This is a genomic window from Buttiauxella sp. BIGb0471 (assembly GCF_024807715.1).
Classification (GTDB): Bacteria; Pseudomonadota; Gammaproteobacteria; order Enterobacterales; family Enterobacteriaceae; genus Buttiauxella; species Buttiauxella agrestis.
Genome location: NZ_JANUEU010000004.1, coordinates 362,164 through 387,811, shown reverse-complemented (window position 1 = coordinate 387,811; position 25,648 = coordinate 362,164). Strand labels below are relative to the sequence as shown.

The window sequence follows — 25,648 nt, the reverse complement described above, 5'->3', positions numbered from 1 at the left end:
GCCTTTCGTAAGCATCTGGCTAATTGCTATCAGGTCTTTTTCTTATCGCGGCTGTGTAAGCCACGTTTCTCAAGACCGCGATAAATCAGCTGCTGCTGGATGATGGTCACGGTGTTACTGACGATATAGTACAGTACCAGGCCTGACGGGAACCACAGGAAGAACACCGTGAAGATGACCGGCATAAAGGTCATGATCTTCTGCTGCATCGGGTCGGTCACTGTGGTCGGCGACATCTTCTGAATGAAGAACATCGTCAAGCCCATCAGGATCGGCAGGATGTAGTACGGGTCTTGTGCAGACAAGTCATGAATCCATAGTGCGAACGGCGCATGGCGCAGCTCCACGGAACCCATCAGCATGTAGTACAACGCCAGGAAGATTGGCATCTGGATAACCAGAGGCAGACAGCCACCCAACGGGTTAACTTTCTCAGCTTTGTACAGGGCCATCATTTCCTGGCTCTGACGCTGTTTATCGTCACCAATACGTTCACGCATGGCTGCCAGTTTAGGCTGCAACATACGCATTTTCGCCATGGAGGTGTACTGCGCTTTAGTCAGCGGGTACATGATGCCACGAACGATAAAGGTGATTACGATAATGGAGAAGCCCCAGTTACCGATGAAGCTGTGCAGGAATTTCAACAGCTTGAACAGTGGCTGAGAAATAAACCACAACCAACCATAATCCACGGTCAGGTCAAGGTGTGGCGCCACGGCTGCCATTTTGTCCTGAATTTCCGGGCCAACCCACAGGGTGCTACCCAGTTGAGCTGTTTGGCCTGGCTGAACCAGTTGCGGAGCAGATTTATAACCAATCGCCGCCACATCATTGCTCAGTTTGGTGGTATAGAAGTTGTTGGTACCCTGATTACGTGGAACCCACGCAGTTGCGAAGTACTGCTGCAACATCGCTACCCAACCATTGCTGGCGTTAACGTTCAGGTTTTCACCGTCTGCGATTTTATCGAATTTATATTTTTCGTATTTCGCATCTGGAGTTGAGTACGCTGCACCGCGGAAAGTATGCAACGCAAAGTTGCTGCTTCCGGTATCGCGGTGGGACGGCAAATTGATGGACTGCTTCAGCTGACCAAACGTAGCCAGTTCCAGCGGTTTCTCACCGGCGTTCTTCACATTGTAATCCACGCTTACCGCGAACTCGCCGCGTTTCAGAGTGAAGGACTTAGTAAAGGTGTTGCCAGCCGCATCGGTATACGTCATTGGAATCACCAACTCGTTCTGGCCTTCCGGCAAGACGAAGCTGTCGCTTTCAACGTTATACAGAGGACGATCGCCATTAGCCGGGTTATCCGGGCCGTCACGACCAGTCAGGCCGCTTTGTGCCTGGTAGATAAACTCTGGCGTGGTTTCCAGTAACTGGAACGGCTCATTGGATTTGAGCTCTTTCGGGTAGGTCAGTAACTGTGCCTGCTCAACATCACCACCACGGGTGTTGATGGAAAGCTCAAGGACGTCAGTCTTAACCGTGATGATTTTCCCCTGGCCACTGGTCGGCACACCCTGGCTTGCGGCGTTACCTGCTGCGGTGGTCGTAGTCTGCGTGGTCTGCTGTACCTGAGGTTTAGGAGCGTGGTCCTGCTCCCAGGCTTGCCAGATCATGAAAGACACGAACAACAAAGCGATGAGAAAGAGATTGCGTTGCGAATCCATCGTTAGTGTTCTCTGGTATCAAAAGGTCCAGGTGGGACGGGATCGTCTCCACCGGGGTTCAAAGGGTGGCATTTTAATACGCGTTTCACTGTCAACCAACTGCCTTTTAATACCCCAAACCTGCGCAATGCCTCAATTCCGTAGTGAGAACAGGTTGGAGTAAAACGACAATGCGGCCCGAGAAGCGGACTTATCAGGCGCTGATAGACCCTAATCAGGCCTATCAGGAGCCGGGAGACAGGCGACAGTGACGGCGCCATAACTTTTCCAATGCTTCCGATAAAGCCCGGTTATCCAGGTCTGCAACCCCTTTCTTAGCCACTACCACGAAATCCATTGGCGGGAGTTCGTGCTGACGCAAACGGAAACTCTCACGCGTCAGACGTTTAATCCGATTGCGTTCGTGTGCACGTTTAACGTTTTTCTTAGCGACTGTAAGACCGATGCGGGGATGCCCCAGCGAATTTAGGCGGCCGAGGATGGTGATTTGCGGCGTGCCAGCCCGTTGAGGCTGCTGGAAGACGAAAGTGAAATGAGTGGGAGTTAACAAGCGTAACTCCCTGGGAAATGCGAGCTTAACCACTCAGGGGTTAGCTTTTATTACTTAGAAACGGTCAGACGGGAACGGCCTTTAGCACGACGACGTGCCAAAACCTGACGACCATTTTTAGTTGCCATACGAGCACGGAAACCGTGTGAACGGTTACGCTTCAGTACGGACGGTTGAAAAGTGCGTTTCATGGCGATTTCTACCTAAACTTGGATAAATTTCACTGGGTTAGCGAAGAGCCTTGCAGAAACTGCAAATGACTTACGCCTCAGTGTGGCTGATTAAAGAGGCCGGATTGTAATAATTGTACACTCCGGAGTCAATTCTCTTTCCTTATTTCCCGTGCCTTAATTCGCTTTTTGACCCCTGAAACGACCAGGATCTGACCAAAGTAAAGCCGTGGTGACACGCGACGGGTGGGGAATTATACGGCGTCCCCATTAAAGCGCAAGGATCGACTGGGATCTTCCTTAGATCAGATAAGCTGATTTTGTGCGCTAGTCATTAAATTTTCCAATATAGGAATGTTATGCGCTACGCGTTTAGCAGGATCGTTTACACTTAGACTCCACAAAACAACCCTGTGGATAAATCGGGAAGAAACTGTGAGAAACAGAAGATCTCTGGCGCACTTTAGGCTATGATCCGCGGTCCCGATCGTGATCCTTTAGCGTTCACCCTGGGGTAAACCGCAGATAGCGGTTCGCACGCTTCCCGTACCGGGGTTCCGTTGTGGAAGAGTCGGCGTGTGTCAACAATCATGAATATAAACTTTCAGTCTTCGTCATTTTATCGACTTTGTTCGAGTGGAGTCCGCCGTGTCACTTTCGCTTTGGCAGCAGTGTCTTGCCCGATTGCAGGATGAGTTACCAGCCACAGAATTCAGTATGTGGATACGCCCCCTACAGGCGGAACTAAGCGATAACACGCTGGCCCTGTATGCGCCAAACCGTTTTGTACTCGATTGGGTGAGAGACAAGTACCTCAATAACATCAATGGCTTGCTCAATGATTTTTGCGGTACGGATGCCCCTGTCCTACGTTTTGAAGTTGGCAGCAAACCGGTCAGTCAAGTACTGAGCCCGCAGACTGTTGCTACTGCAGCTCCTGCGCATATTGCACGCCCTACAACTCATCATCGCCCAAGCTGGGACAACCTCCCGGCTCCGGCTGAACAGCTATACCGCTCTAACGTCAACGTAAAACATACGTTCGATAACTTCGTTGAGGGTAAGTCTAACCAACTGGCTCGCGCGGCGGCGCGTCAGGTGGCTGATAACCCAGGCGGCGCATATAACCCTTTATTCCTTTATGGCGGCACGGGTTTAGGTAAAACGCACCTTTTGCATGCTGTTGGCAACGGTATTATTGCTCGCAAACCGAATGCAAAAGTGGTGTACATGCACTCTGAGCGTTTCGTTCAGGACATGGTAAAAGCACTGCAAAATAACGCTATTGAAGAGTTCAAACGTTACTACCGTTCTGTTGATGCGCTGCTGATTGATGACATTCAATTCTTTGCTAATAAAGAGCGCTCACAAGAAGAATTCTTCCACACCTTCAACGCCCTGCTTGAAGGTAATCAACAGATCATTCTGACTTCGGATCGTTATCCAAAAGAGATCAACGGTGTTGAAGATCGTCTGAAATCTCGTTTCGGTTGGGGACTGACGGTAGCGATTGAACCGCCGGAACTGGAAACTCGCGTTGCGATCCTGATGAAAAAAGCTGACGAGAATGACATTCGTCTGCCGGGTGAAGTGGCTTTCTTTATTGCCAAGCGTTTACGTTCTAACGTGCGTGAGCTTGAAGGAGCACTGAACCGTGTTATCGCCAATGCCAACTTTACTGGCCGGGCGATAACCATCGACTTCGTGCGTGAAGCGCTGCGTGACTTGCTGGCGCTGCAAGAAAAACTCGTTACCATCGACAATATCCAAAAGACGGTGGCCGAGTACTATAAAATAAAGATTGCTGACCTGTTGTCCAAGCGTCGTTCTCGCTCGGTTGCCCGCCCACGTCAAATGGCGATGGCGCTGGCGAAGGAACTGACTAACCATAGCTTGCCAGAAATCGGCGATGCCTTTGGTGGCCGCGACCATACTACGGTCCTGCACGCCTGCCGTAAGATTGAGCAGTTGCGTGAAGAAAGCCACGACATCAAAGAAGATTTCTCCAACTTAATCAGAACATTATCTTCGTGACGCTATGAAATTTACCGTTGAACGTGAAACTTTATTAAAACCGCTGCAACAGGTGAGTGGCCCCTTAGGTGGCCGTCCGACGTTACCGATTCTCGGCAACCTGCTGTTGCAAGTCGCGGAAGGGACTCTTTCATTAACAGGCACTGACCTGGAAATGGAGATGGTCGCGCGTGTCGCATTGGTGCAACCGCATGAGCCGGGTGCTACAACCGTTCCTGCGCGTAAATTTTTCGATATCTGTCGTGGTTTGCCAGAAGGTGCAGAGATCGCTGTTCAGCTTGAGGGCGACCGCATGTTGGTGCGCTCCGGGCGTAGCCGTTTCTCGCTTTCAACGCTGCCTGCGGCGGATTTCCCGAACCTGGACGACTGGCAGAGTGAAGTAGAATTCACGCTCCCGCAAGCGACCATGAAACGCCTGATTGAAGCCACGCAGTTTTCTATGGCGCATCAGGACGTTCGTTACTATTTGAACGGGATGTTGTTTGAAACCGAAGGCGAAGAATTACGCACCGTGGCGACCGATGGTCACCGCCTGGCTGTGTGTTCAATGCCGGTCGGTCAGTCTCTGCCTAACCATTCGGTGATCGTGCCGCGTAAAGGCGTGATTGAGCTGATGCGTATGCTCGACGGCGGTGATTCACCGCTGCGCATTCAAATTGGCAGCAACAACATTCGTGCTCACGTCGGCGACTTTATCTTCACGTCTAAGCTGGTTGATGGCCGTTTCCCGGATTATCGCCGCGTATTGCCGAAGAACCCGGATAAACATCTCGATGCCAGCTGTGATTTGCTGAAACAAGCGTTTTCACGTGCGGCGATTTTGTCGAATGAGAAATTCCGTGGCGTTCGTCTGCAAGTGATTGCCAATCAGTTGAAAATCACCGCAAACAACCCGGAGCAGGAAGAAGCCGAAGAAATTCTCGACGTCACTTATGACGGTACAGATATGGAAATCGGCTTTAACGTCAGTTACGTGCTTGATGTACTGAACGCACTGAAGTGCGAGAACGTACGCATTTTGCTGACTGACTCTGTTTCCAGCGTGCAAATTGAAGATGCAGCTTCTCAGGCTGCGGCCTATGTCGTCATGCCAATGAGACTGTAGATGTCGCTGTCGCGTTTACTGATTAAAGACTTTCGAAATATCGAAGATGCGGATCTGGCTCTGTCTCCAGGGTTTAATTTCCTGGTGGGAGCCAACGGAAGTGGCAAAACCAGCGTGCTGGAGGCGATTTATACCCTCGGGCACGGGCGTGCTTTCCGCAGTCTGAAAATTGAACGTGTGATCCGCCATGAAACAGAATCCTTTGTCCTGCATGGGCGTATACAGAACGGCGAGCGGGAAACCTCTGTTGGCCTGACCAAAGACCGTGCAGGCGACAGCAAAGTGCGTATTGATGGTAGCGACGGTCACAAAGTGGCAGAGCTCGCGCTGTTGATGCCCATGCAACTCATCACCCCTGAAGGGTTCACATTGCTTAACGGTGGTCCCAAATACCGTAGAGCTTTCCTCGATTGGGGATGTTTCCACAACGAACCAGGTTTTTTCGTCGCCTGGAGCAATCTCAAGCGCCTGCTAAAGCAACGTAACGCTGCGTTGCGGCAAGTCACGCGCTATGCGCAACTACGGCCATGGGATCAAGAGCTTATCCCACTAGCGGAGCAAATCAGCCGCTGGCGTGCCGAGTACAGTGCAGCCATTGCCGATGACATGGCAGATACCTGTGCGCAATTTCTACCGGAATTCGCGCTTAACTTTTCCTTCCAGCGTGGTTGGGAAAAAGAGAGTGACTACGGTGAGCTGCTGGAGCGCAACTTCGAGCGCGACAGAATGCTGACCTACACCGCCCACGGCCCTCACAAAGCTGATTTCAGAATTCGTGCAGACGGTGCGCCGGTAGAAGATACGTTGTCGCGTGGGCAACTTAAATTACTGATGTGCGCCTTACGACTGGCGCAGGGTGAGTTTCTCACCCGACAGAACGGGCAGCGTTGCCTGTATCTGATAGATGATTTTGCCTCTGAACTAGATGATGCACGTCGTGGTCTATTAGCCAGCCGGTTAAAGGCGACGGAATCACAGGTTTTTGTTAGCGCGATTAGCGCAGAACATGTGATGGATATGGCGGACAAAAATTCGAAGATGTTCGCCGTGGATCAGGGTAAAATAACGGATTAACCCAAGAATAAATGAGCGAGAAACGTTGATGTCGAATTCTTATGACTCCTCCAGTATCAAAGTCCTTAAAGGGCTGGATGCGGTACGTAAGCGCCCAGGCATGTATATCGGCGATACGGACGACGGCACCGGTCTGCACCACATGGTATTTGAGGTCGTAGATAACGCTATCGACGAAGCACTTGCCGGTCACTGTAAAGACATCGTTGTCACCATCCATGCTGATAACTCTGTTTCCGTAACCGATGATGGTCGTGGTATTCCTACCGGCATTCACCCTGAAGAAGGTGTGTCTGCTGCCGAAGTTATCATGACCGTGCTTCATGCCGGCGGTAAGTTCGATGACAACTCTTATAAAGTTTCTGGCGGTCTGCACGGCGTGGGTGTTTCGGTTGTTAACGCCCTGTCTCAGAAGCTGGAACTGCTGATTCGCCGTGAAGGCAAAGTACACCAGCAAACTTACATCCACGGCGTGCCACAAGCGCCGCTGGCGGCAACGGGTGATACCGATGCAACCGGTACGCAAGTCCGTTTCTGGCCAAGCCACGAAACCTTCACCAACGTGATTGAGTTTGAATACGACATTCTGGCTAAACGCCTGCGTGAACTGTCGTTCCTGAACTCTGGTGTTTCTATCCGCCTGATTGATAAGCGTGATGGCCGCCAGGACCACTTCCATTACGAAGGTGGTATCCGCGCATTTGTTGAGTACCTCAACAAAAACAAAACTCCAATTCACCCAACCGTGTTCTATTTCAGCACTGAAAAAGACGGCATTGGCGTAGAAGTGGCGTTGCAGTGGAACGACGGTTTCCAGGAAAACATCTACTGCTTTACCAACAACATCCCGCAGCGCGATGGTGGTACGCACCTGGCCGGTTTCCGCGCCGCGATGACGCGTACGCTGAACGCGTATATGGATAAAGAAGGCTACAGCAAAAAAGCGAAAGTGAGCGCCACCGGTGACGATGCCCGTGAAGGCCTGATTGCTGTTGTCTCCGTAAAAGTTCCAGACCCTAAATTCTCTTCTCAGACCAAAGATAAACTGGTTTCTTCAGAAGTGAAAACAGCGGTCGAGCAGCAGATGAACGAATTGCTGTCTGAATACCTGCTGGAAAACCCGTCTGATGCGAAAATCGTCGTCGGTAAAATCATTGATGCTGCACGTGCTCGTGAAGCTGCACGCCGCGCACGTGAAATGACCCGTCGTAAAGGCGCGCTGGATTTGGCTGGTCTGCCAGGCAAACTGGCTGACTGCCAGGAACGCGACCCGGCTCACTCCGAACTGTACCTTGTGGAAGGGGACTCTGCGGGCGGCTCTGCAAAACAGGGGCGTAACCGTAAGAACCAGGCGATCCTGCCGCTGAAAGGTAAAATTCTGAACGTTGAGAAAGCGCGCTTTGACAAAATGCTCGCCTCTCAGGAAGTTGCCACGCTGATTACCGCGTTAGGTTGCGGCATTGGCCGTGATGAGTACAACCCGGACAAACTGCGTTACCACAGCATCATCATCATGACGGATGCGGACGTCGACGGCTCACACATTCGTACTCTGCTGTTGACCTTCTTCTACCGTCAGATGCCTGAAATCGTTGAACGCGGCCACGTGTATATCGCACAGCCACCGCTGTACAAAGTGAAGAAAGGCAAGCAAGAGCAGTACATCAAAGATGATGAAGCGATGGACCAATACCAGATCGCAATCGCACTGGATGGCGCAACGCTGCACACCAACGCCCACGCACCAGCCATTGCTGGCGAAGCGCTGGAAAAACTGGTGTCTGAGTTTAAAGCCTGCCAGAAAATGATTGGCCGCATGGAGCGCCGTTATCCGCGCAACTTGCTGAACAACCTGGTTTATCACCCGACGCTGGCTGACGCCGATTTGGTTGACGAAAGCAAAGTGAATGCCTGGGTTTCTGCTCTGGTCACCGCGCTTAATGAAAACGAGCAGCACGGCAGCACCTGGGGTTCCCTGGTTCGTCATAACCGTGAACTGAATCTTTTTGAGCCGGTAATTCGTGTGCGTACCCACGGCGTTGATACTGACTATCCGTTGGAGCAAGAGTTTATCGTTGGTGGTGAATACCGTCGTATTTGCACGCTGGGCGAGAAACTGCGCGGTCTGATCGAAGAAGATGCGTTCATCGAACGTGGCGAGCGCCAACAGCCAGTTGCCAGCTTTGAGCAGGCGCTGGAATGGCTGGGCAAAGAGTCACGTCGTGGCCTGTCTATTCAGCGTTACAAAGGTTTGGGCGAAATGAACCCGGATCAGCTGTGGGAAACCACGATGGATCCACAAAGCCGTCGTATGCTGCGCGTGACTGTAAAAGACGCGATTGCAGCCGATCAGCTGTTCACCACCCTGATGGGTGATGCGGTTGAACCACGTCGTGCATTTATCGAAGAAAACGCCCTGAAAGCGGCGAATATCGATATCTAACCTGTACCTGTTGGTGGGCGTCTGCCCACCAACCATTTCCCTCTCCATTCCTCTATTTTCCCGTGTTAATCCCCCTGAGTGACTACACTTCAAGTACACACTTCGTGAATGCAAGAGGACACGGTCATGGGTTTATTCGATCAAGTTACTGGCATGATGGGGGGTGGCGATGCAGGTAAATTCAAAGTCATCCTTACATGGATAAATGAACAAGGCGGCATTCAGGCAATTCTGGAGCGGTTTCGCGAAAAAGGTTTCTCAGATGTGGTCACTTCATGGCTGAGTGGCGCGCATAATCAAAGCGTTAGCCCTGAGCAAATACAAGATGTCCTGGGCACGCCTGCAATTAGCGGCCTGGCTGAAAAACTCGGGATTGATGTGGGAAGTGCATCTCAGCTGCTGGCAGAGCAGTTTCCGAAAATTGTCGATACTTTATCGCCAGCAGGTGAAGTCGCTCACGATGAAGATTTGCTGACCAAAGGTTTCCATATGCTGAAGGATAAATTCTTCCGCTAATACCCGCCTTTCTGCAACTCGAATTATTTTGGGTATAAACGCCACTCACTCGTGTCATTTTACGATTCCGGGTGGCGTTTTCTTACCGTTAAAACGGACCTATTTCTTAAGCAACGTAGCGCTATTTTTGCAGGCTTAATCGCGTTAGCATGAGATAAACTCATTACCTCAGAAAATCCTATGCCTATAAAACTCATTGCTATTGATATGGACGGCACACTGTTGCTGCCAGACCACACCATTTCTCCAGCCGTTAAAGCAGCCATCGCCAGCGCGCGCGAACGCGGCGTCAACGTTGTTTTGTGTACCGGACGTCCTTTTGCAGGTGTTGAGAACTATCTCAAAGAGCTGCATATGGATAAACCGAATGACTACTGCATTACCTATAACGGTGCATTAGTTCAGAAGGCCAACGATGGCAGCACCGTGGCGCAAACTGCGCTGAGTTATGACGACTATCGCTACCTGGAGCAGCTTTCCCGCGAAGTCGGTTCCCATTTCCACGCTCTGGACAGACACACGCTGTACACCGCGAACCGCGATATCAGCTACTACACCGTTCATGAATCCTTTGTCGCCAATATCCCGCTGGTGTTCAGCGAGCCAGAAAACATGGATAAAAACGGCGCGTACCTGAAAGTGATGATGATCGACGAGTCAGCGATTCTGGATAAAGCCATCGCGAAAATTCCAGCCGATGTGTATGAGCGTTATACATTGCTGAAAAGCTCGCCTTATTTCCTTGAGATCCTCGATAAGCGCGTTAACAAGGGCACAGGCGTTAAAGCGCTGGCGGAATCCTTAGGCATCAAGCAAGAAGAAGTGATGACGCTGGGCGATCAGGAAAACGACATTGCGATGCTGGAATACGCAGGTATCGGTGTGGCGATGGAAAACGCCATTGATAAAGTGAAAGAAGTCAGTAATTTCGTCACAAAATCGAATCTCGAAGATGGCGTTGCATATGCGATTGAGAAGTTTGTTCTGAACGATCGATAACATTTAAGCCTTAAGCCCCGGCAATAACTCAGCCGGGGTTTCTCGACCCTCAAATACCCCATTTCAGTTCCCCTTCAATGTAACAACACGATCCTTCCACATATTTTATATCTATTGATTGTCTGTTTTGTGATCCAAATTGTAGTACAACATGTCTGTGTTGTACTACATTAAGAACATCAGAAGAATAATCTGAATGGCATTGGTACTTCAAAATAGCGGTGTTTTTCAGCGATCGCGGTAAAGTGTGGTTAAAACCTATGTTGAACAGGGCAAACCATGACTAAGACCGATCGCATCATCGTGACGCTGGGCAAACAGATTGTCGGCGGCAAGTACACCCCGGGCGCTGCATTACCGTCAGAAGCGGACTTATGTGAGGAGTTCGAAACCTCACGCAACATTATCCGCGAAGTTTTTCGCTCCTTGATGGCGAAGCGCTTAGTCGAAATGAAGCGTTATCGCGGCGCTTTTGTGCAGCCGCGTAACCAGTGGAATTACCTTGATACCGAAGTGTTGCAGTGGGTGCTGGAAAACGACTACGACCCGCGTCTGATTAGCGCCATGAGCGAAGTGAGAAACCTGGTCGAACCCGCCATCGCACGCTGGGCCGCAGAACGGGCTACATCAAATGACCTGGCGCGTATCGAAGGCGCACTCAACGACATGGTGGCGAATAACCAGAATCGTGATGCGTTCAACGAAGCCGATATTCGTTACCACGAAGCGGTGCTGGAATCAGTGCATAACCCGGTGCTGCAGCAGTTAAGTATCGCAATAAGCTCGCTCCAGCGTGCCGTTTTCGAACGCACCTGGATGGGTGATGAAGCCAACATGCCGCAAACGCTTCAGGAACATAAAGCGCTATTCGATGCGATTCGTCATCAGGATAGAGAGGCGGCAGAAAAAGCGGCGCTGACAATGATTGCCAGCTCCACCAAACGACTAAAGGAAATCACATGACATCACGCTACATCGCTATTGACTGGGGTTCGACTAACCTGCGCGCCTGGCTCTTCCAGGACGGCATTTGCATAGATAGTCGCCAGACTACCGCAGGCGTTACGCGCCTGAACGGTAAAACCCCAGAAGCGGTGTTCGATGAAGTCAGCCAGGGCTGGCGCGAAAAGAATACGCCAGTGCTGATGGCCGGGATGGTAGGCAGCAATGCCGGGTGGAAAATCGCCCCTTACTTACCGTGTCCGGCGCGGTTTTCTGATTTAAGCCAGCAACTGACCCCGGTGCTGGATAACGTCTGGATCATTCCCGGTCTTAGCGTCCAGAGCGATGGCAACTGCAACGTGATGCGTGGTGAAGAAACCCAGCTTCTCGGGGCGCGTACTCTTGGCCCGTCGTCGCTCTACATCATGCCGGGAACGCACTGCAAATGGGTTCATGCGCATAACGAAACGGTGCAGGATTTCCGCACCGTGATGACCGGTGAGCTGCATCATATTCTGCTGAACCACTCCTTAATTGGCGCAGGTCTGCCTGAGCAACAAACCAGTCACGATGCCTTCGAGGCCGGGCTGCATCGCGGTATTAACGATAGCGATTTGTTGCCACGACTTTTCGAAATACGGGCTGCCCATGTGTTGGGTGAACTGCCGCGTAGCGAAGTCAGCGAATTTCTTTCCGGGTTGTTGATTGGTAACGAAGTGGCGGCGATGACTCGTCTGTACGCTCCGGACACTCAACAGCCTGTCACCATTGTTGCTAATCCATCCCTGAGCCAGCGCTATATCAAAGCGCTTGAGTTGCTGGGTTACCAGGCGAAAGTGCTGGATGGCGACAATGCATTCCAGGCAGGAATAAGGAGTATTGCAAATGCAGTGGCAAACTAATCTTCCGCTCATCGCTATTTTGCGCGGTATTACACCAGACGAAGCACACGCACATGTTGCCGCGTTGCTGGGTGCGGGGTTTGATGCGATAGAAATCCCGATGAATTCACCCAACTGGCAGCAAAGTATTCGCGCAATGGTTGCAGAATTTGGGCATCGCGCACTGATTGGCGCAGGGACCGTTTTGAAACCCGATCAGGTCATTGAACTGGCTGAAATGGGCGGCAAACTGGTTGTCACACCGAATACGCAGCCGGAAGTTATTCGTCGCGCGGTCGCCAGCGGAATGACGGTCTGCGCCGGTTGTGCCACCGCCTCAGAAGCGTTTACCGCGTTGGATGCGGGCGCTCAGGCGCTGAAAATATTCCCCTCTTCCTCTTTTGGCCCGGACTACATCAAAGCGCTGAAAGCCGTGCTGCCGCCAGAAGTACCCGTGTTTGCGGTTGGTGGTGTGACGCCTGAAAACCTGGTGCAATGGCTAAAAGCGGGCTGCGCTGGAGCAGGTCTTGGCAGCGATTTATACCGTGCTGGTCAATCTGTTGAGCGTACAACTGAGAAGGCGAAAGCATTTGTTAAAGCGTACAAGGAGGCTGTGCAGCCATGAAAATTACTAAATTAACCACTTATCGATTACCCCCGCGCTGGATGTTCCTGAAAATTGAAACTGATGAAGGCGTGGTTGGCTGGGGCGAGCCGGTTATTGAAGGCCGGGCAAAAAGCGTTGAGGCAGCCGTTCATGAATTAAGTGAAATGCTGATTGGGCAGGACCCTGCGCGTATTAATGATTTGTGGCAAGTGATGTATCGCGGCGGTTTTTATCGTGGTGGCCCTATTCTGATGAGCGCAATTGCCGGTATTGACCAGGCGTTGTGGGATATAAAAGGTAAAGTATTAAATGCACCAGTCTGGCAATTAATGGGTGGACTGGTTCGCGATAAAATTAAAGCCTATAGCTGGGTCGGTGGCGATCGTCCGTCAGAAGTTATTGAAGGTATTTCCGCATTGCGGAAAATTGGTTTTGATACCTTTAAATTAAATGGCTGTGAAGAAATGGGAATTATTGATAACTCCCGTAAAATTGATGCCGCTGTTAATACCGTTGCACAAATTCGCGAAGCCTTTGGCAATGAAATTGAATTTGGTCTGGATTTCCATGGCCGAGTCAGTGCGCCGATGGCGAAAGTATTAATTAAAGAATTAGAGCAATATCGCCCGCTGTTTATTGAAGAACCGGTTCTTGCCGAGCAAGCAGAATACTATCCGCGTCTGGCGGCACAAACCCACATTCCAATCGCCGCAGGCGAACGTATGTTCTCGCGCTTTGAGTTCAAACGCGTACTTGAAGCGGGCGGACTGGCGATTCTGCAGCCCGATCTTTCTCATGCTGGTGGTATCACCGAGTGCTACAAAATTGCCGGAATGGCTGAAGCTTATGACGTGGCGCTGGCTCCGCATTGCCCGCTCGGGCCGATTGCGCTGGCTGCCTGCCTGCATATCGATTTTGTCTCTCGCAATGCCGTGTTCCAGGAACAAAGCATGGGCATTCATTACAACAAAGGTGCCGAACTGCTCGACTTTGTGAAAAATAAAGAAGACTTCAAAATGGATGGCGGTCACTTTATGCCATTAATGAAACCGGGCCTTGGTGTAGAAATTGACGAAGAAAAAGTCATTGAACGCAGTAAAAATGTAGCCGACTGGCGCAACCCTTTATGGCGTTACGAAGATGGTTCAATTGCCGAATGGTGAGGGTTATTTTATAAACCACCTGTAATACCCCAATAAATATAAAACACCCTCTGTATATAACAGGGCATGGTGGCTGGTATTGCCATGCCCAAATTCTGGAGACAGAACACGATGGATATTTCTGTAACCGCTACAAAACCTACGCGTCGTCGTTATGTGACGCTTATTATGATCTTTATTACCGTGGTTATTTGTTATGTCGACCGCGCGAATCTGGCCGTGGCCTCTGCCCATATTCAGGAAGAGTTTGGTATTACCAAAACCCAGATGGGTTATATCTTCTCGGCTTTTGCCTGGCTTTATACTTTATGCCAGATTCCTGGCGGCTGGTTCCTTGACCGCGTCGGCTCGCGCATGACCTATTTCATCGCGATTTTCGGCTGGTCAGTGGCAACCTTATTCCAGGGTTTTGCCACGGGTTTAATGTCGCTGATTGGCCTGCGTGCGATTACCGGTATTTTTGAAGCTCCGGCTTTCCCGACCAATAACCGCATGGTGACGAGCTGGTTTCCGGAACATGAGCGTGCGTCGGCGGTAGGTTTTTATACTTCTGGCCAATTCGTCGGGCTGGCATTCCTCACGCCGTTGCTTATCTGGATTCAGGAAATGCTGAGCTGGCACTGGGTGTTTATTATCACCGGTGGCGTAGGCATCATCTGGTCATTTATCTGGATTAAGGTTTATCAGTCACCGCGTGCCAGCAAAGGCATCAATCAGGCTGAACTGGATTATATTCGTGATGGCGGTGGCCTGGTCGATGGCGATGCGCCAACCGAGAAAAAATCCCGCATTCCTATGACCGCAGCCGACTGGAAACTGGTATTCCATCGCAAACTGGTTGGCGTTTATCTTGGCCAGTTTGCGGTCACGTCCACGCTGTGGTTCTTCCTGACCTGGTTCCCGAATTATCTCACTCAAGAAAAAGGCATTACCGCGCTGAAAGCCGGGTTTATGACTACCGTTCCATTCCTGGCCGCTTTCTTTGGCGTGCTGCTTTCGGGCTGGGTGGCTGACAGGCTGGTTCGCAAAGGCTATTCACTGGGGATTGCGCGTAAAACGCCAATCATCTGCGGCTTGCTGATCTCCACCTGCATTATGGGCGCGAACTACACCAACGATCCGGTGTGGATTATGACGCTAATGGCCATCGCCTTCTTTGGTAACGGCTTTGCTTCAATCACCTGGTCGCTGGTTTCGTCGCTGGCACCGATGCGCCTGATTGGTCTGACCGGCGGAGTATTCAACTTTGTTGGCGGCCTGGGCGGGATCACCGTTCCGCTGGTTGTCGGCTACCTCGCGCAGGGCTACGGTTTCGCTCCAGCGCTGGTTTATATCTCAGTTGTGGCGCTGCTTGGCGCACTCTCCTACATCCTGCTGGTGGGTAAAGTAGAAAGGGTGGGATAAAAATCTCCAGGCATTTACCCTGAGGCGTCAACGCTTCAGGGTGAAACTTCTAATATCTTGCATCACAGATTTTCCGTTGTGTAATCCCGGCAGGTGGGCTCATTTATGTTTAGCGGGATATGCGCGACGTTGCTCTGCATCAGCAATTTTCTTAATCCCGGGGCGGTTAAGCACCGGCTTTTGATGATTTTACCGTAGAGTTTAATGCGTAGTTTCCTTGTTGCGCGCCAGTACGCATCGTTGGGATCCTCCGCTTTGTTCTTCAGCACTGAATTAAGGACCTCTGCACTGTCGAGCGCATAGCTAATTCCTTCGAGTGAACTTGCGCTGATAAAACCTGCCGCCTCGCCAATCAAAAACGCATTTTCTTTCCCGCAAATAAAATCTGCCCATCGCGATGGAAACAGTACGGTGCATTTTTCACTTTTTACCTTTTCTCCGAATCGGAAATGGAATGCGGCCATCTTTTCTTTCAGACTTTCAAAGCGTTGCTGTCCCTCTTTCATTGGATACGCGCCACCAAAGATAAAATAGCCGTCTTTACTGATACTCCAGGAATAACAATCCGTTACGTCATTATCAAAAATACATGAGTAAAACGGCGCGGGGTGCTGTTCTACAAACCACTGCTGAATGGCGACGTATTTGCGAATCTGATGATCAGGATACAGGTGGCGACGAACCAGAGAATTAGCCCCGTCGGCACCGACCAGATAATCAGCGGTGACCTGCTGTTTTTGGCCATCGCTGTGAAAAACCACCTGCCATTTACCCTCTTCACGCCAGATTTTCTGGCACAGACTGTCATGGTGAACCACGACGTCATCAGGAATAAGCGATTTCATCCATAAATCAAATGCGTGGCGATTGATGTTGATATAGCTACGCTGGTAGTTGCGAGTGAGTGATGTCTCCACATCGACCGTCTTGACGCTAAAAATTTGCGGGTTGGCGATGACCTCGACTGGCAGGGTTATACCGTCACGAATAAATGAGCGTTGGGCGTCCGGTGCCAGTAGTCCACCGCAGGGTTTGGTGAATCCATCAGTGCCATGCTGGTGTTTTTTATCTAGTGCAATCACACGCTTCGATCCGGCTAATTGCCGTGCCAGCGCTGAGCCTGCCGGCCCTAATCCAATAATTGCTACGTCGAAATGTTCCATTGTCTTTGCCTCAGGGAGAGAATGAACGGCAATGTACAAAACGAATATGAAGTCAGCGTGAAGTTTTGCTGCGGCCGGTATCTATGTGTACTGTACTCTTCTCTCTTTGATGTCATTGTCTGGATAACGACATGAAACAACTCACTTTTGCATCTCGTCATCATCAACTCACCAACACCCATACCTGGACTCCAGATAGCCAATATCTGGTGTTTGATGTGCGCCCTTCTGGCGCGTCATTTACCAGCGAAACCATTGAGCGCGTTAATATCAATACCGGCGAAGTGCAGGTTGTGTATCGGGCATCATTGGGTGCACATGTTGGCGTAGTGACGGTAAATCCGCAGCAACCTGAGCGTTATGTTTGTATCCACGGCCCCGAAAATCCTGATGAAACCTGGCAGTACGATTTCCATCACCGCCGTGGCGTGGTGGTCGAAAACGGGATTGCAACCAATCTCGATGCAATGGATATCACCCCACCCTTTACCAAAGGCGCACTGCGCGGTGGCAGTCATGTTCATGTCTGGAGCCACGATGGTTCACGCCTGAGCTTCACCTATAACGACCACGTCATGCATGAATACGACGCGGCGCAAGATTTGCGTAACGTCGGCATTGCGCTGCCTTACGGGCCTGTGACACCCGCGAAGCAACATCCACGTGAATATGACGGCAGCCATTATTGCGTGTTGGTTAGCCGCACGACATCAACGCCACAGGCAGGCAGTGATGACATAAACCGTGCTTACGAGGAAGGTTGGGTCGGCAATAACGGCTACCGCAAAGCAGACGGAGACCAACAGCGCTGGGCGCTGGCGTTTATCGGCGATACGCTTTCAGAAAGCGGCGACAAAGTGCCAGAGCTGTTTATCGTTGATTTGCCCGAGAAAAAAGAAGCCTATTTTATTGCGGGCGATGAGCCGATTGAAGGCACGCAAACGACGCTGCCTGCGCCACCTGCGGGTGTGCAGCAACGCCGCCTCACGTTTACTCACCAGCGCCGCTACCCGGGCTTAGCCACGCAGCCCCGTCATTGGGTGAGAAGCTCCCCGGATGGCAGTTTGCTGGCATTTTTGATGCGTGACGATTCAGGTGTGGTGCAGATGTATCTGGTTTCACCCAACGGCGGGGAGCCACGCCAGCTTACGCAAGGTAAAGATGACATTCAGTCGGCGTTTAACTGGCACCCGTCAGGGCGGGCTGTGGGCTTTGTGCAGAACAATCGGATTGTATTGTGCGATGTGAATAATGGTGCCATTACACCGCTCACGCCGCCAAATGGCAACGAGCCATCAGCGGATGCGGTGGTGTTTTCACCCGATGGGAAACAGGTTGCGTGGATGCAAGATGTCGATGGTTTCCGCCAGTTATTTATGACCCAAACAGGGCTTTAATTACTGAACGGGCGGGATCACAGAATTGGTCGCCAGGTTCTTGCTCTCGCTTGCTTCAACTCTGGATTTCAGTGATTTATCTTCGCGGAACAGATCCCACGGTAACAACACGGTATCCGCTACTGCGGTAAACGGCATATCGAGCGCGACAAATGGCTTGTATCCCCAGCTCGTTTCGCTGTCAGTCAGCATTTCGTAGCTTGCGCGAGTGCCGGGATAGGTTCCCTCTTGCCCACCTGTGTGAGTCATAACACTTGAACATCCACTGACTGTCAGAAGCCCGCTGCCCAGAATTATTGTTGGAAGATAACTTTTCATCATCACTGTTAATTTTCGTTAATAAGGGCCACTTCCGGCCTGGCTGCATTGGGTTATATCACCCATACAGAGAATAAAAACTGTGCGGTTGCCACTCTGTGGCGGCTATCGCAGATTAATCTTGTTTACTCCACTAGCAGTCTATGTACTGACAGCCAATGTCGCAAAAAATTTCCTTTTGTACCCTTGAAAAGCGTAGATAAGGACCGATTTTAGGAATGTAGCCAATAACAGTATGCCGTAAGGGTACTGGGTTCCTGAAGCCTGTCCATGATGGAAGGCAATGTTTGAGTCTCGCTGATTATCAGGAGTTTTAATTTATGCGTAATTTCGACTTATCCCCGCTCTACCGTTCTGCAATCGGGTTCGACCGTCTGTTCAACCTGCTGGAAAACAACCAGGGTCAGAGCAACGGCGGCTATCCTCCATACAATGTTGAATTGGTTGATGAAAACAACTATCGCATTGCCATTGCTGTTGCCGGTTTCGCGGAAAGCGAACTGGAAATAACAGCCCAGGATAACCTGCTGGTGGTAAAAGGCGCGCATGCAGACCCGCAGCCAGAGCGCACTTATCTGTATCAGGGGATTGCTGAACGCAACTTCGAACGCAAATTCCAGTTAGCTGAAAACATCCACATTCGTGGCGCTAACCTGGTTAACGGCCTGCTGTACATCGACCTGGAACGCGTAATTCCAGAAGCGATGAAACCGCGCCGTATCGAAATCAATTAATTCTGCGGGTCGCATTAAGCTGCCCACACCAAAAATTTAACCAGACTTAGGCTTGCCGACAGGGAGCCGAAGGCTCTTACCCGAGCAACTTCATGATGCAGGTAGGCGGCAATCGAATGAATCCCGATGAGCTTACTAAAGTAAGCGATTCGGGTGAACGAGAGCAGCCAACAACCCTGAATCTTGAAGGGCGATGGGTAAAACTCGCTTCATAGAAGGAGAATAACTATGCGTAACTACGATTTATCACCTCTGCTGCGTCAATGGATCGGTTTTGACAAATTGGCTAACGCCTTACAAACCAGCAGCGAAGGCCAGACATTCCCGCCTTACAATATTGAAAAAGGCGATGACAACCATTACCGCATTACGCTTGCGCTGGCAGGGTTCCGCCAGGAAGATCTCGAAATCGAGCTGGAAGGCACGCGTCTGCATGTAAAAGGGACGCCGGTAAAATCTGAAAAAGAGACCACCTGGCTGCATCAGGGGTTAGTGACTCAGCCATTTAACCTGAGCTTTACCCTTGCGGAATACATGAAAGTTTCCGGCGCGACCTTTACCAACGGTCTGCTGCACATCGACCTGGTACGCGAAATTCCGGAAGAAGTCGCCCCGAAACGCATCGCTATCAGCGAACGCCCGGCGCTTAATAGCTAATAGTAGTATCCCCCTTTTGAGGCCCCATTTAATGGGGCCTTTTTTGTGCTCTGCGCCCCATTAACTCTCCTGCCTCTCTGCCAGAATCCTTGTTAACAATAATGTTATTCACAGGGAATTCTTAAATGAGTGGAATAGCGTTAACCGTCAGTATGTTGGCATTGGTCGCAGTCGTGGGCTTGTGGATTGGTAACATCAAAATTCGCGGCGTCGGGTTTGGCATCGGAGGTGTGTTGTTCGGCGGGATTATCGTCGGCCATTTTATCAATCAGGCGGGAGTCAACCTGAATGGCGATATGCTTCATTTCATTCAAGAATTTGGCCTGATTCTTTTCGTTTACACTATCGGCATTCAAGTGGGGCCAGGTTTCTTCTCTTCATTACGGGTTTCCGGCCTGCGTCTTAATCTCTTTGCACTGCTCATTGTGGTGATTGGCGCGCTGGTCACGGCGCTCATCTATAAAATTTTCGATGTTCCGTTACCGGTGGTGCTGGGGATTTTCTCGGGTGCGGTAACGAATACTCCGGCACTCGGTGCGGGTCAGCAAATTCTGACCGATCTCGGCACGCCTGCGGAGTTGGTGGATAAAATGGGGATGAGCTACGCGATGGCCTATCCCTTCGGCATCTGCGGGATCTTGCTCACCATGTGGCTCATTCGTATGGCTTTTCGCATCAATGTCGATCAAGAAGCGCAACGTTTTGATAGCAGCTCAGGGCAATATCACGCACAACTCCAGACGATGAATATCTGCGTCGCCAACCCGAATCTCAACGGATTGCCGATTCAGGATGTTCCGGTGCTCAATAGCGACACCATTATCTGCTCGCGCCTGAAACGCGGTGAATTGCTGATGGTGCCAGCGCCTGGCACCGTCATTCAAACCGGAGATTTACTGCATCTGGTCGGCCAGGAAAAAGATCTGCACTCCGCATTGCTGGTGATTGGCCAGCAGGTGGATACCTCACTTTCCACACGTGGCACTGATTTACGTGTGGAGCGCGTGGTGGTGACGAACGAGAAAGTGCTCGGCAAGAAAATCCGCGACCTGCATTTAAAGCAAAAGTATGACGTGGTGATTTCACGCCTGAATCGTGCGGGCGTCGAGCTGGTTGCCAGCAGCAATGCCAGCCTGCAATTTGGCGATATCCTCAATCTGGTTGGCCGTCCGGAATCCATAGAGGCGGTGGCGGCAGAGGTGGGGAACGCGCAGCAAAAACTCCAGCAGGTGCAAATGCTGCCGGTGTTTATCGGTATTGGGCTTGGCGTGCTGCTCGGATCTATCCCGCTGTTTATTCCGGGATTCCCGGTTGCACTGCGTCTCGGGTTAGCGGGCGGGCCGCTGATTATGGCAATTATCCTGGGGAGAATCGGCAGCATCGGCAAGCTGTATTGGTTTATGCCACCGAGTGCGAATCTGGCGCTGCGGGAATTGGGGATTGTGCTGTTTCTGGCAGTCGTCGGTTTAAAATCTGGCGGTGATTTTATCGGTACCTTGCTGCATGGTGACGGTGTGAGCTGGATTGGCTACGGCATTCTGATTACCGGCATTCCGCTACTGGTCACGGCGTTGGTTGCCCGGCTCCTCGCCAAAATGAATTACCTGACGCTGTGCGGCATGCTGGCCGGTTCGATGACCGATCCGCCTGCTCTGGCCTTCGCAAACGGTTTGCACGCGACCAGTGGTGCCGCAGCACTTTCTTACGCCACGGTTTATCCGTTGGTGATGTTCCTGCGCATTATCACGCCGCAGCTTCTGGCCGTACTGTTCTGGATGTAATGACGATGAATGCCAGCGCTTACAGGTGTACCCGGCGTAAATGGTAATCCACCTGGTATTCGCTGGCATTCCGGAACATCACGGAATAATTCACATAGTCACCGCTGTCGCTATATGACAGCGATGTGATACGCAAAATGGGAGTTAGCTCATCAATGTTGAGCAATTTCGCCATCTTCTTGTCTGCTAATACCGGCGTCAGGCTTTCATAGTTACCGCACACGATAATGTGGCACTCATCCTCGATATAACTGAATTTTGAACCTTCCAGATGTGCGATGGACAAATTACGGAATAATTTCAACGGCATATAGCTGTCTTCTACCATCAGCGGTTTGCCATCTACCGAGCGCACCCGGCGCGAGAAATAGATCCGTTCATCAATATTAATGCGCAACTGACTGGCGATGGCGGGCGGTGCGGGCATGATCAGAAACTCCAGCACATTACTCACCACCTCTTTGCCCTGGTTGCGCATCACCTCAATAAAACCCGTCAGGTTGCTGGTTTCGTGGTGAACGTCTTTATTCGCCACGAAGGTGCCGCTGCCGTGGCGGCGCACAACTAACCCCCAGCTCACCAGTAAATCGATAGCCTTGCGTAAAGTCATTCTTGATACGCCGAACTCGCTCGCCAGACGCTTTTCAGAAGGCAATGGGCTGCCAATATTGTAATCCGCTGAATTAAGCCGGATTCGTAACCTGTCAGCGATAGATTTGTAGATCACCTGTAGACCTCTTAATGGCTTCACGCTGGGCTTAATAAACCCTCGTTCCATTAATCAATTATCTGATTTAAAAGATTTTAATTTCGCATTCACCTAATGAATTAGAAAGGAAAAATCACCGTGTCTAGTTATTAATCAAAAAGTAGACAACTTACACCAAATAAAAACTATGAAAGCGATCACGAATCGGTGCGACGGGCAACGATAAGTCACCTGCGTCTCCCTACTCTCAGTCTCAGGCCAGCGTTAAAACCAGCGTTAAAAAATAAGGCCATTTACCCTACAGGTTGTTACGTGAGGATTTAAAAATGCTCAGTCAAATACAACGTTTTGGTGGCGCAATGTTTACCCCGGTTTTGTTGTTTCCGTTCGCCGGGATTGTCGTAGGCATCGCCATCATGCTGCGCAATCCGATGTTCGTCGGCGAAGCGCTCACCGCCCCCGATAACTTATTCGCGCAAATTGTTCACATTATTGAAGAAGGTGGCTGGACGGTATTCCGTAATATGCCGCTGATTTTTGCCGTCGGCTTACCGATTGGCCTCGCTAAGCAAGCGCAGGGCCGTGCTTGCTTAGCGGTGCTGGTGAGCTTTATGACCTGGAACTACTTCATCAACGCCATGGGGATGACCTGGGGCCATTATTTCGGCGTCGATTTCAGCGCCGATCCGGTGGCGGGATCCGGACTAACCATGATTGCCGGGATCAAAACGCTTGATACCAGCATCATCGGCGCGATTGTTATCTCTGGTTTTGTCACGGCTATCCACAACCGCTATTTCGAAAAACAACTCCCTGTCTTTCTCGGTATCTTCCAGGGCAGTTCATTTGTCGTGATTGTCGCTTTCTTCGCCATGATCCCTTGCGCCTGGTTTACCCTGTTTGGTTGGCCAAAAGTGCAAATGGGCATTGAATCCCTACAGGAATTCTTGCGCAGCGCCGGTTCGCTTGGCGTCTGGGTGTATACGTTCCTGGAACGTATTCTGATTCCAACCGGCCTGCATCACTTTATCTACGGTCCGTTTATCTTTGGCCCGGCGGTCGTGGAAGGGGGCATCCAGGTTTACTGGGCGCAGCATTTACAGGAGTTCAGCCAGAGCACGCTGCCGCTGAAAACGCTGTTCCCGGAAGGAGGATTTGCACTGCACGGTAACTCGAAGATATTTGGTTGCCTGGGAATTGCACTCGCGCTGTACGCCACTTCTGCCCCTGAAAACCGCGTGAAAGTCGCAGGCTTGCTGATACCCGCAACGCTTACCGCGATGCTGGTGGGCATTACTGAACCGCTTGAATTTACCTTCCTGTTTATCTCGCCTGTTTTATTTGCAGTGCATGCATTCCTCGCTGCAACGATGGCGACCGTGATGTACATGTGTGGCGTGGTGGGCAACATGGGCGGGGGGCTTCTCGACCAGTTCCTGCCGCAAAACTGGATACCGATGTTCCACAATCACGCGTCGATGATGTTTATCCAGATTGGTATCGGTCTGGCCTTCACCTGCATCTACTTTGTGGTGTTCCGCACCCTAATTTTGCGCTTCAACCTGAAAACGCCAGGCCGTGAAGAGAGTGAGATCAAGCTATACAGCAAAGCGGATTACCAGGCATCCCGCAGTCAGACAACGGCTGCTGCCACCAAAGAAACCAAACAAGGCCAGGCTGCTGGCATCCTCGAAGCGCTGGGCGGTACTGGCAACATTCTTAGCGTCAATAACTGTGCGACTCGCTTACGCATCACCCTTGCGGATATGGCGCAGACGCAAAGTGACGACATTTTCAAAGCGCTGGGCGCCCACGGTGTGGTGCGACGCGGCAACGGTATTCAGGTGATTGTGGGCCTGCATGTCCCGCAAGTCCGAGACCAACTTGAAACCCTGATGAAAGACACTTCTTTGACCGAACTTAAATCCATGACGGAGGCAGTATCATGAAAAAATTCTCTGTAGTAGTAGCCGGTGGCGGCAGCACATTCACGCCTGGTATCGTATTGATGTTACTGGCAAACCAGCACCGTTTTCCGCTGCGCGCCCTGAAATTCTATGACAACGATGGCGCACGCCAGGAAACGCTTGCAGAAGCGTGCAAAGTTATCCTCAAAGAGCAGGCTCCTGAAATCGAGTTCAGCTATACCACCGACCCGAAAGAAGCCTTTACCGATGTGGATTTCGTGATGGCGCACATCCGTGTGGGTAAATACCCGATGCGTGAAAAAGACGAGAAAATCCCACTGCGCCACGGTGTACTGGGTCAGGAAACCTGCGGCCCAGGTGGGATTGCCTACGGCATGCGCTCCATTGGCGGGGTATTAGAGCTGGTTGATTTCATGGAAAAATATTCGCCAAACGCCTGGATGCTTAACTATTCCAACCCGGCAGCGATTGTGGCTGAAGCCACGCGTAAACTGCGCCCGAACGCGAAGATCCTCAACATTTGCGATATGCCAATCGGCATTGAAAGCCGCATGGCGCAAATCGCTGGCCTGAAAGATCGCAAAGAGATGCGCGTACGTTATTACGGCCTCAACCACTTTGGCTGGTGGACATCAATCGAGGATAAGAATGGCAATGATTTGATGCCGAAGATCCGCGAACATGTGGCTAAATTTGGTTATGTTCCGCCATCAGATGAGCATGGGACTGAAGCCAGCTGGAATGACACATTCTCTAAAGCAAAAGACGTATGGGCTTTGGACCCGAGCACCTTCCCGAATACTTACCTGAAATATTATCTGTTCCCGGATTACGTGGTTGAGCACTCCAACCCGGAACACACTCGTGCCAACGAAGTGATGGAACACCGCGAAAAACATGTGTTTGGTTCCTGTAATGCCATCATTCAGGCCGGGAAATCATCGGCTGGGGAACTTGAGATTGACGAACATGCGTCGTACATCGTCGATCTGGCGGCGGCAATTGCCTTTAACACACAAGAGCGCATGCTTTTGATTGTGCCGAACAACGGCGCGATTAATAACTTTGACCCGGAAGCGATGGTCGAAATTCCATGTCTGGTCGGTAAAAGCGGGCCGGAACCGTTGGTTGTCGGCAACATTCCGCAATTCCAGAAAGGGTTGATGAGCCAGCAGGTGGCGGTAGAAAAACTGGTGGTCGAAGCCTGGGAAGAAGGCTCTTACGTGAAGTTATGGCAGGCGATTACGCTGTCGAAAACCGTGCCAAGTGCATCGGTTGCCAAAGCCATTCTTGATGATTTGATTGAGGCTAACAAAGAGTACTGGCCTGAGCTGAAATAGGTTAGTAGGGTGTGGGTCGCCCTCACCCTAACCCTCTCCCACAGGGAGAGGGAACTG

General features: G+C 51.1%; 24 protein-coding genes. 17 read left to right on the top strand and 7 right to left on the bottom strand.

Annotated features, from left to right (window positions below; genetic code table 11):
• Nucleotides 1-29: 29 nt before the first annotated feature.
• From yidC to rpmH, 4 genes are read right to left on the bottom strand one after another with little or no spacing between them, the layout of a single operon-like run.
• On the bottom strand, nt 30-1,676 hold the full coding sequence (gene yidC, locus M2371_RS15635) for a membrane protein insertase YidC (RefSeq protein ID WP_034499801.1): 1,647 nt from the start codon (nt 1,674-1,676) through the stop codon (nt 30-32).
• Between the two features lie 2 nt (nt 1,677-1,678).
• Nucleotides 1,679-1,936, bottom strand: coding sequence for a membrane protein insertion efficiency factor YidD (gene yidD / locus M2371_RS15630; protein WP_072011227.1), 258 nt, complete (start codon nt 1,934-1,936; stop codon nt 1,679-1,681).
• The gene (gene rnpA / locus M2371_RS15625; protein ID WP_034499799.1) at nt 1,900-2,259 is read right to left on the bottom strand and encodes a ribonuclease P protein component; all 360 of its coding nucleotides are present in this window, start codon (nt 2,257-2,259) and stop codon (nt 1,900-1,902) included. Before rnpA ends, yidD begins: the two co-directional genes overlap by 37 nt.
• Before the next feature lie 17 nt (nt 2,260-2,276).
• Nucleotides 2,277-2,417 carry a 50S ribosomal protein L34 gene (gene rpmH, locus M2371_RS15620; protein WP_003849659.1) on the bottom strand — a complete coding sequence of 47 codons (141 nt, stop codon included), beginning with the start codon at nt 2,415-2,417 and terminating at the stop codon, nt 2,277-2,279.
• A 627-nt stretch (nt 2,418-3,044) separates the two neighbouring features.
• Here rpmH and dnaA point away from each other — a divergent pair.
• From dnaA to M2371_RS15565, 11 genes are all read left to right on the top strand, one after another.
• Nucleotides 3,045-4,430, top strand: a complete 1,386-nt coding sequence (gene dnaA / locus M2371_RS15615) for a chromosomal replication initiator protein DnaA (protein ID WP_172892850.1) — start codon at nt 3,045-3,047, stop codon at nt 4,428-4,430.
• Nucleotides 4,431-4,434: 4 nt separating this feature from the next.
• Nucleotides 4,435-5,535 carry a DNA polymerase III subunit beta gene (dnaN, locus tag M2371_RS15610; protein WP_034499793.1) on the top strand — a complete coding sequence of 367 codons (1,101 nt, stop codon included), beginning with the start codon at nt 4,435-4,437 and terminating at the stop codon, nt 5,533-5,535.
• Nucleotides 5,536-6,609 (top strand): DNA replication/repair protein RecF, encoded by a 1,074-nt coding sequence (recF, locus tag M2371_RS15605; RefSeq protein WP_172892851.1) that lies wholly within the window; start codon nt 5,536-5,538, stop codon nt 6,607-6,609. It abuts the gene before it with no gap.
• A gap of 28 nt (nt 6,610-6,637) precedes the next feature.
• Nucleotides 6,638-9,052 carry a DNA topoisomerase (ATP-hydrolyzing) subunit B gene (gene gyrB, locus M2371_RS15600; RefSeq protein ID WP_172892852.1) on the top strand — a complete coding sequence of 805 codons (2,415 nt, stop codon included), beginning with the start codon at nt 6,638-6,640 and terminating at the stop codon, nt 9,050-9,052.
• Nucleotides 9,053-9,178: 126 nt separating this feature from the next.
• A complete protein-coding gene (locus M2371_RS15595) occupies nt 9,179-9,568 on the top strand; it encodes a YidB family protein (RefSeq protein ID WP_115626822.1) in 390 nt (129 codons plus the stop codon).
• Nucleotides 9,569-9,748: 180 nt separating this feature from the next.
• The gene (gene yidA, locus M2371_RS15590; RefSeq protein ID WP_259268116.1) at nt 9,749-10,567 is read left to right on the top strand and encodes a sugar-phosphatase; all 819 of its coding nucleotides are present in this window, start codon (nt 9,749-9,751) and stop codon (nt 10,565-10,567) included.
• A 279-nt stretch (nt 10,568-10,846) separates the two neighbouring features.
• Nucleotides 10,847-11,530, top strand: a complete 684-nt coding sequence (dgoR, locus tag M2371_RS15585) for a D-galactonate utilization transcriptional regulator DgoR (protein ID WP_259268115.1) — start codon at nt 10,847-10,849, stop codon at nt 11,528-11,530.
• Nucleotides 11,527-12,411, top strand: coding sequence for a 2-dehydro-3-deoxygalactonokinase (locus M2371_RS15580; RefSeq protein WP_259268114.1), 885 nt, complete (start codon nt 11,527-11,529; stop codon nt 12,409-12,411). The genes dgoR and M2371_RS15580 overlap by 4 nt, the downstream gene beginning before the upstream one ends.
• Complete coding sequence (locus M2371_RS15575; RefSeq protein WP_259268113.1) at nt 12,395-13,015, top strand: 2-dehydro-3-deoxy-6-phosphogalactonate aldolase; 621 nt, start codon at nt 12,395-12,397, stop codon at nt 13,013-13,015. The genes M2371_RS15580 and M2371_RS15575 overlap by 17 nt, the downstream gene beginning before the upstream one ends.
• Entirely contained in the window at nt 13,012-14,160 is a 1,149-nt protein-coding gene (dgoD, locus tag M2371_RS15570; RefSeq protein ID WP_172892856.1) for a galactonate dehydratase, read from the top strand. Before M2371_RS15575 ends, dgoD begins: the two co-directional genes overlap by 4 nt.
• Nucleotides 14,161-14,226: 66 nt before the next feature.
• Nucleotides 14,227-15,564 (top strand): MFS transporter, encoded by a 1,338-nt coding sequence (locus M2371_RS15565; protein WP_259268112.1) that lies wholly within the window; start codon nt 14,227-14,229, stop codon nt 15,562-15,564.
• A gap of 62 nt (nt 15,565-15,626) precedes the next feature.
• On the opposite strand, the gene cbrA is transcribed toward M2371_RS15565, so the two are convergent.
• Nucleotides 15,627-16,727: a colicin M resistance lipid reductase CbrA gene (gene cbrA, locus M2371_RS15560; RefSeq protein ID WP_259268111.1), complete on the bottom strand. Its 1,101-nt coding sequence runs from the start codon at nt 16,725-16,727 to the stop codon at nt 15,627-15,629.
• A 131-nt stretch (nt 16,728-16,858) separates the two neighbouring features.
• On the opposite strand from cbrA, the gene M2371_RS15555 reads away from it, so the two are divergent.
• Entirely contained in the window at nt 16,859-18,124 is a 1,266-nt protein-coding gene (locus M2371_RS15555; protein ID WP_259268110.1) for a DUF3748 domain-containing protein, read from the top strand.
• Here M2371_RS15555 and M2371_RS15550 read toward each other — a convergent pair whose 3' ends face one another.
• Nucleotides 18,125-18,445 (bottom strand): YceK/YidQ family lipoprotein, encoded by a 321-nt coding sequence (locus M2371_RS15550; RefSeq protein ID WP_034499761.1) that lies wholly within the window; start codon nt 18,443-18,445, stop codon nt 18,125-18,127. It lies immediately after the preceding gene.
• A gap of 317 nt (nt 18,446-18,762) precedes the next feature.
• Between M2371_RS15550 and ibpA the strand changes: the two genes are divergently transcribed.
• The 3 genes from ibpA (at nt 18,763) to M2371_RS15535 (ending at nt 21,614) form a co-directional block, all read left to right on the top strand.
• Nucleotides 18,763-19,176, top strand: coding sequence for a small heat shock chaperone IbpA (ibpA, locus tag M2371_RS15545; RefSeq protein ID WP_034499759.1), 414 nt, complete (start codon nt 18,763-18,765; stop codon nt 19,174-19,176).
• Nucleotides 19,177-19,404: 228 nt separating this feature from the next.
• Nucleotides 19,405-19,833 carry a small heat shock chaperone IbpB gene (ibpB, locus tag M2371_RS15540; RefSeq protein WP_034499757.1) on the top strand — a complete coding sequence of 143 codons (429 nt, stop codon included), beginning with the start codon at nt 19,405-19,407 and terminating at the stop codon, nt 19,831-19,833.
• Between the two features lie 125 nt (nt 19,834-19,958).
• Nucleotides 19,959-21,614: a putative transporter gene (locus M2371_RS15535; RefSeq protein ID WP_259268109.1), complete on the top strand. Its 1,656-nt coding sequence runs from the start codon at nt 19,959-19,961 to the stop codon at nt 21,612-21,614.
• A 19-nt stretch (nt 21,615-21,633) separates the two neighbouring features.
• Here M2371_RS15535 and M2371_RS15530 read toward each other — a convergent pair whose 3' ends face one another.
• Entirely contained in the window at nt 21,634-22,341 is a 708-nt protein-coding gene (locus tag M2371_RS15530; RefSeq protein ID WP_259268108.1) for a GntR family transcriptional regulator, read from the bottom strand.
• A gap of 308 nt (nt 22,342-22,649) precedes the next feature.
• Between M2371_RS15530 and M2371_RS15525 the strand changes: the two genes are divergently transcribed.
• Nucleotides 22,650-24,272 carry an alpha-glucoside-specific PTS transporter subunit IIBC gene (locus M2371_RS15525; RefSeq protein ID WP_172892861.1) on the top strand — a complete coding sequence of 541 codons (1,623 nt, stop codon included), beginning with the start codon at nt 22,650-22,652 and terminating at the stop codon, nt 24,270-24,272.
• Nucleotides 24,269-25,591: a 6-phospho-alpha-glucosidase gene (locus M2371_RS15520; protein ID WP_259268107.1), complete on the top strand. Its 1,323-nt coding sequence runs from the start codon at nt 24,269-24,271 to the stop codon at nt 25,589-25,591. Before M2371_RS15525 ends, M2371_RS15520 begins: the two co-directional genes overlap by 4 nt.
• Nucleotides 25,592-25,648 lie beyond the last annotated feature (57 nt).

Excerpts from the sequence above, each read along its gene's own strand:
- yidC (WP_034499801.1), bottom strand. The coding sequence starts at position 1,676 with ATGGATTCGCAACGCAATCTCTTTCTCATCGCTTTGTTGTTCGTGTCT.
- yidD (WP_072011227.1), bottom strand. The coding sequence starts at position 1,936 with ATGGCGCCGTCACTGTCGCCTGTCTCCCGGCTCCTGATAGGCCTGATT.
- rpmH (WP_003849659.1), bottom strand. The coding sequence starts at position 2,417 with ATGAAACGCACTTTTCAACCGTCCGTACTGAAGCGTAACCGTTCACAC.
- dnaN (WP_034499793.1), top strand. The coding sequence starts at position 4,435 with ATGAAATTTACCGTTGAACGTGAAACTTTATTAAAACCGCTGCAACAG.
- recF (WP_172892851.1), top strand. The coding sequence starts at position 5,536 with ATGTCGCTGTCGCGTTTACTGATTAAAGACTTTCGAAATATCGAAGAT.
- gyrB (WP_172892852.1), top strand. The coding sequence starts at position 6,638 with ATGTCGAATTCTTATGACTCCTCCAGTATCAAAGTCCTTAAAGGGCTG.
- M2371_RS15595 (WP_115626822.1), top strand. The coding sequence starts at position 9,179 with ATGGGTTTATTCGATCAAGTTACTGGCATGATGGGGGGTGGCGATGCA.
- yidA (WP_259268116.1), top strand. The coding sequence starts at position 9,749 with ATGCCTATAAAACTCATTGCTATTGATATGGACGGCACACTGTTGCTG.
- dgoR (WP_259268115.1), top strand. The coding sequence starts at position 10,847 with ATGACTAAGACCGATCGCATCATCGTGACGCTGGGCAAACAGATTGTC.
- M2371_RS15580 (WP_259268114.1), top strand. The coding sequence starts at position 11,527 with ATGACATCACGCTACATCGCTATTGACTGGGGTTCGACTAACCTGCGC.
- M2371_RS15575 (WP_259268113.1), top strand. The coding sequence starts at position 12,395 with ATGCAGTGGCAAACTAATCTTCCGCTCATCGCTATTTTGCGCGGTATT.
- dgoD (WP_172892856.1), top strand. The coding sequence starts at position 13,012 with ATGAAAATTACTAAATTAACCACTTATCGATTACCCCCGCGCTGGATG.
- M2371_RS15565 (WP_259268112.1), top strand. The coding sequence starts at position 14,227 with ATGGTGGCTGGTATTGCCATGCCCAAATTCTGGAGACAGAACACGATG.
- cbrA (WP_259268111.1), bottom strand. The coding sequence starts at position 16,727 with ATGGAACATTTCGACGTAGCAATTATTGGATTAGGGCCGGCAGGCTCA.
- M2371_RS15555 (WP_259268110.1), top strand. The coding sequence starts at position 16,859 with ATGAAACAACTCACTTTTGCATCTCGTCATCATCAACTCACCAACACC.
- M2371_RS15550 (WP_034499761.1), bottom strand. The coding sequence starts at position 18,445 with ATGATGAAAAGTTATCTTCCAACAATAATTCTGGGCAGCGGGCTTCTG.
- ibpA (WP_034499759.1), top strand. The coding sequence starts at position 18,763 with ATGCGTAATTTCGACTTATCCCCGCTCTACCGTTCTGCAATCGGGTTC.
- ibpB (WP_034499757.1), top strand. The coding sequence starts at position 19,405 with ATGCGTAACTACGATTTATCACCTCTGCTGCGTCAATGGATCGGTTTT.
- M2371_RS15535 (WP_259268109.1), top strand. The coding sequence starts at position 19,959 with ATGAGTGGAATAGCGTTAACCGTCAGTATGTTGGCATTGGTCGCAGTC.
- M2371_RS15525 (WP_172892861.1), top strand. The coding sequence starts at position 22,650 with ATGCTCAGTCAAATACAACGTTTTGGTGGCGCAATGTTTACCCCGGTT.
- M2371_RS15520 (WP_259268107.1), top strand. The coding sequence starts at position 24,269 with ATGAAAAAATTCTCTGTAGTAGTAGCCGGTGGCGGCAGCACATTCACG.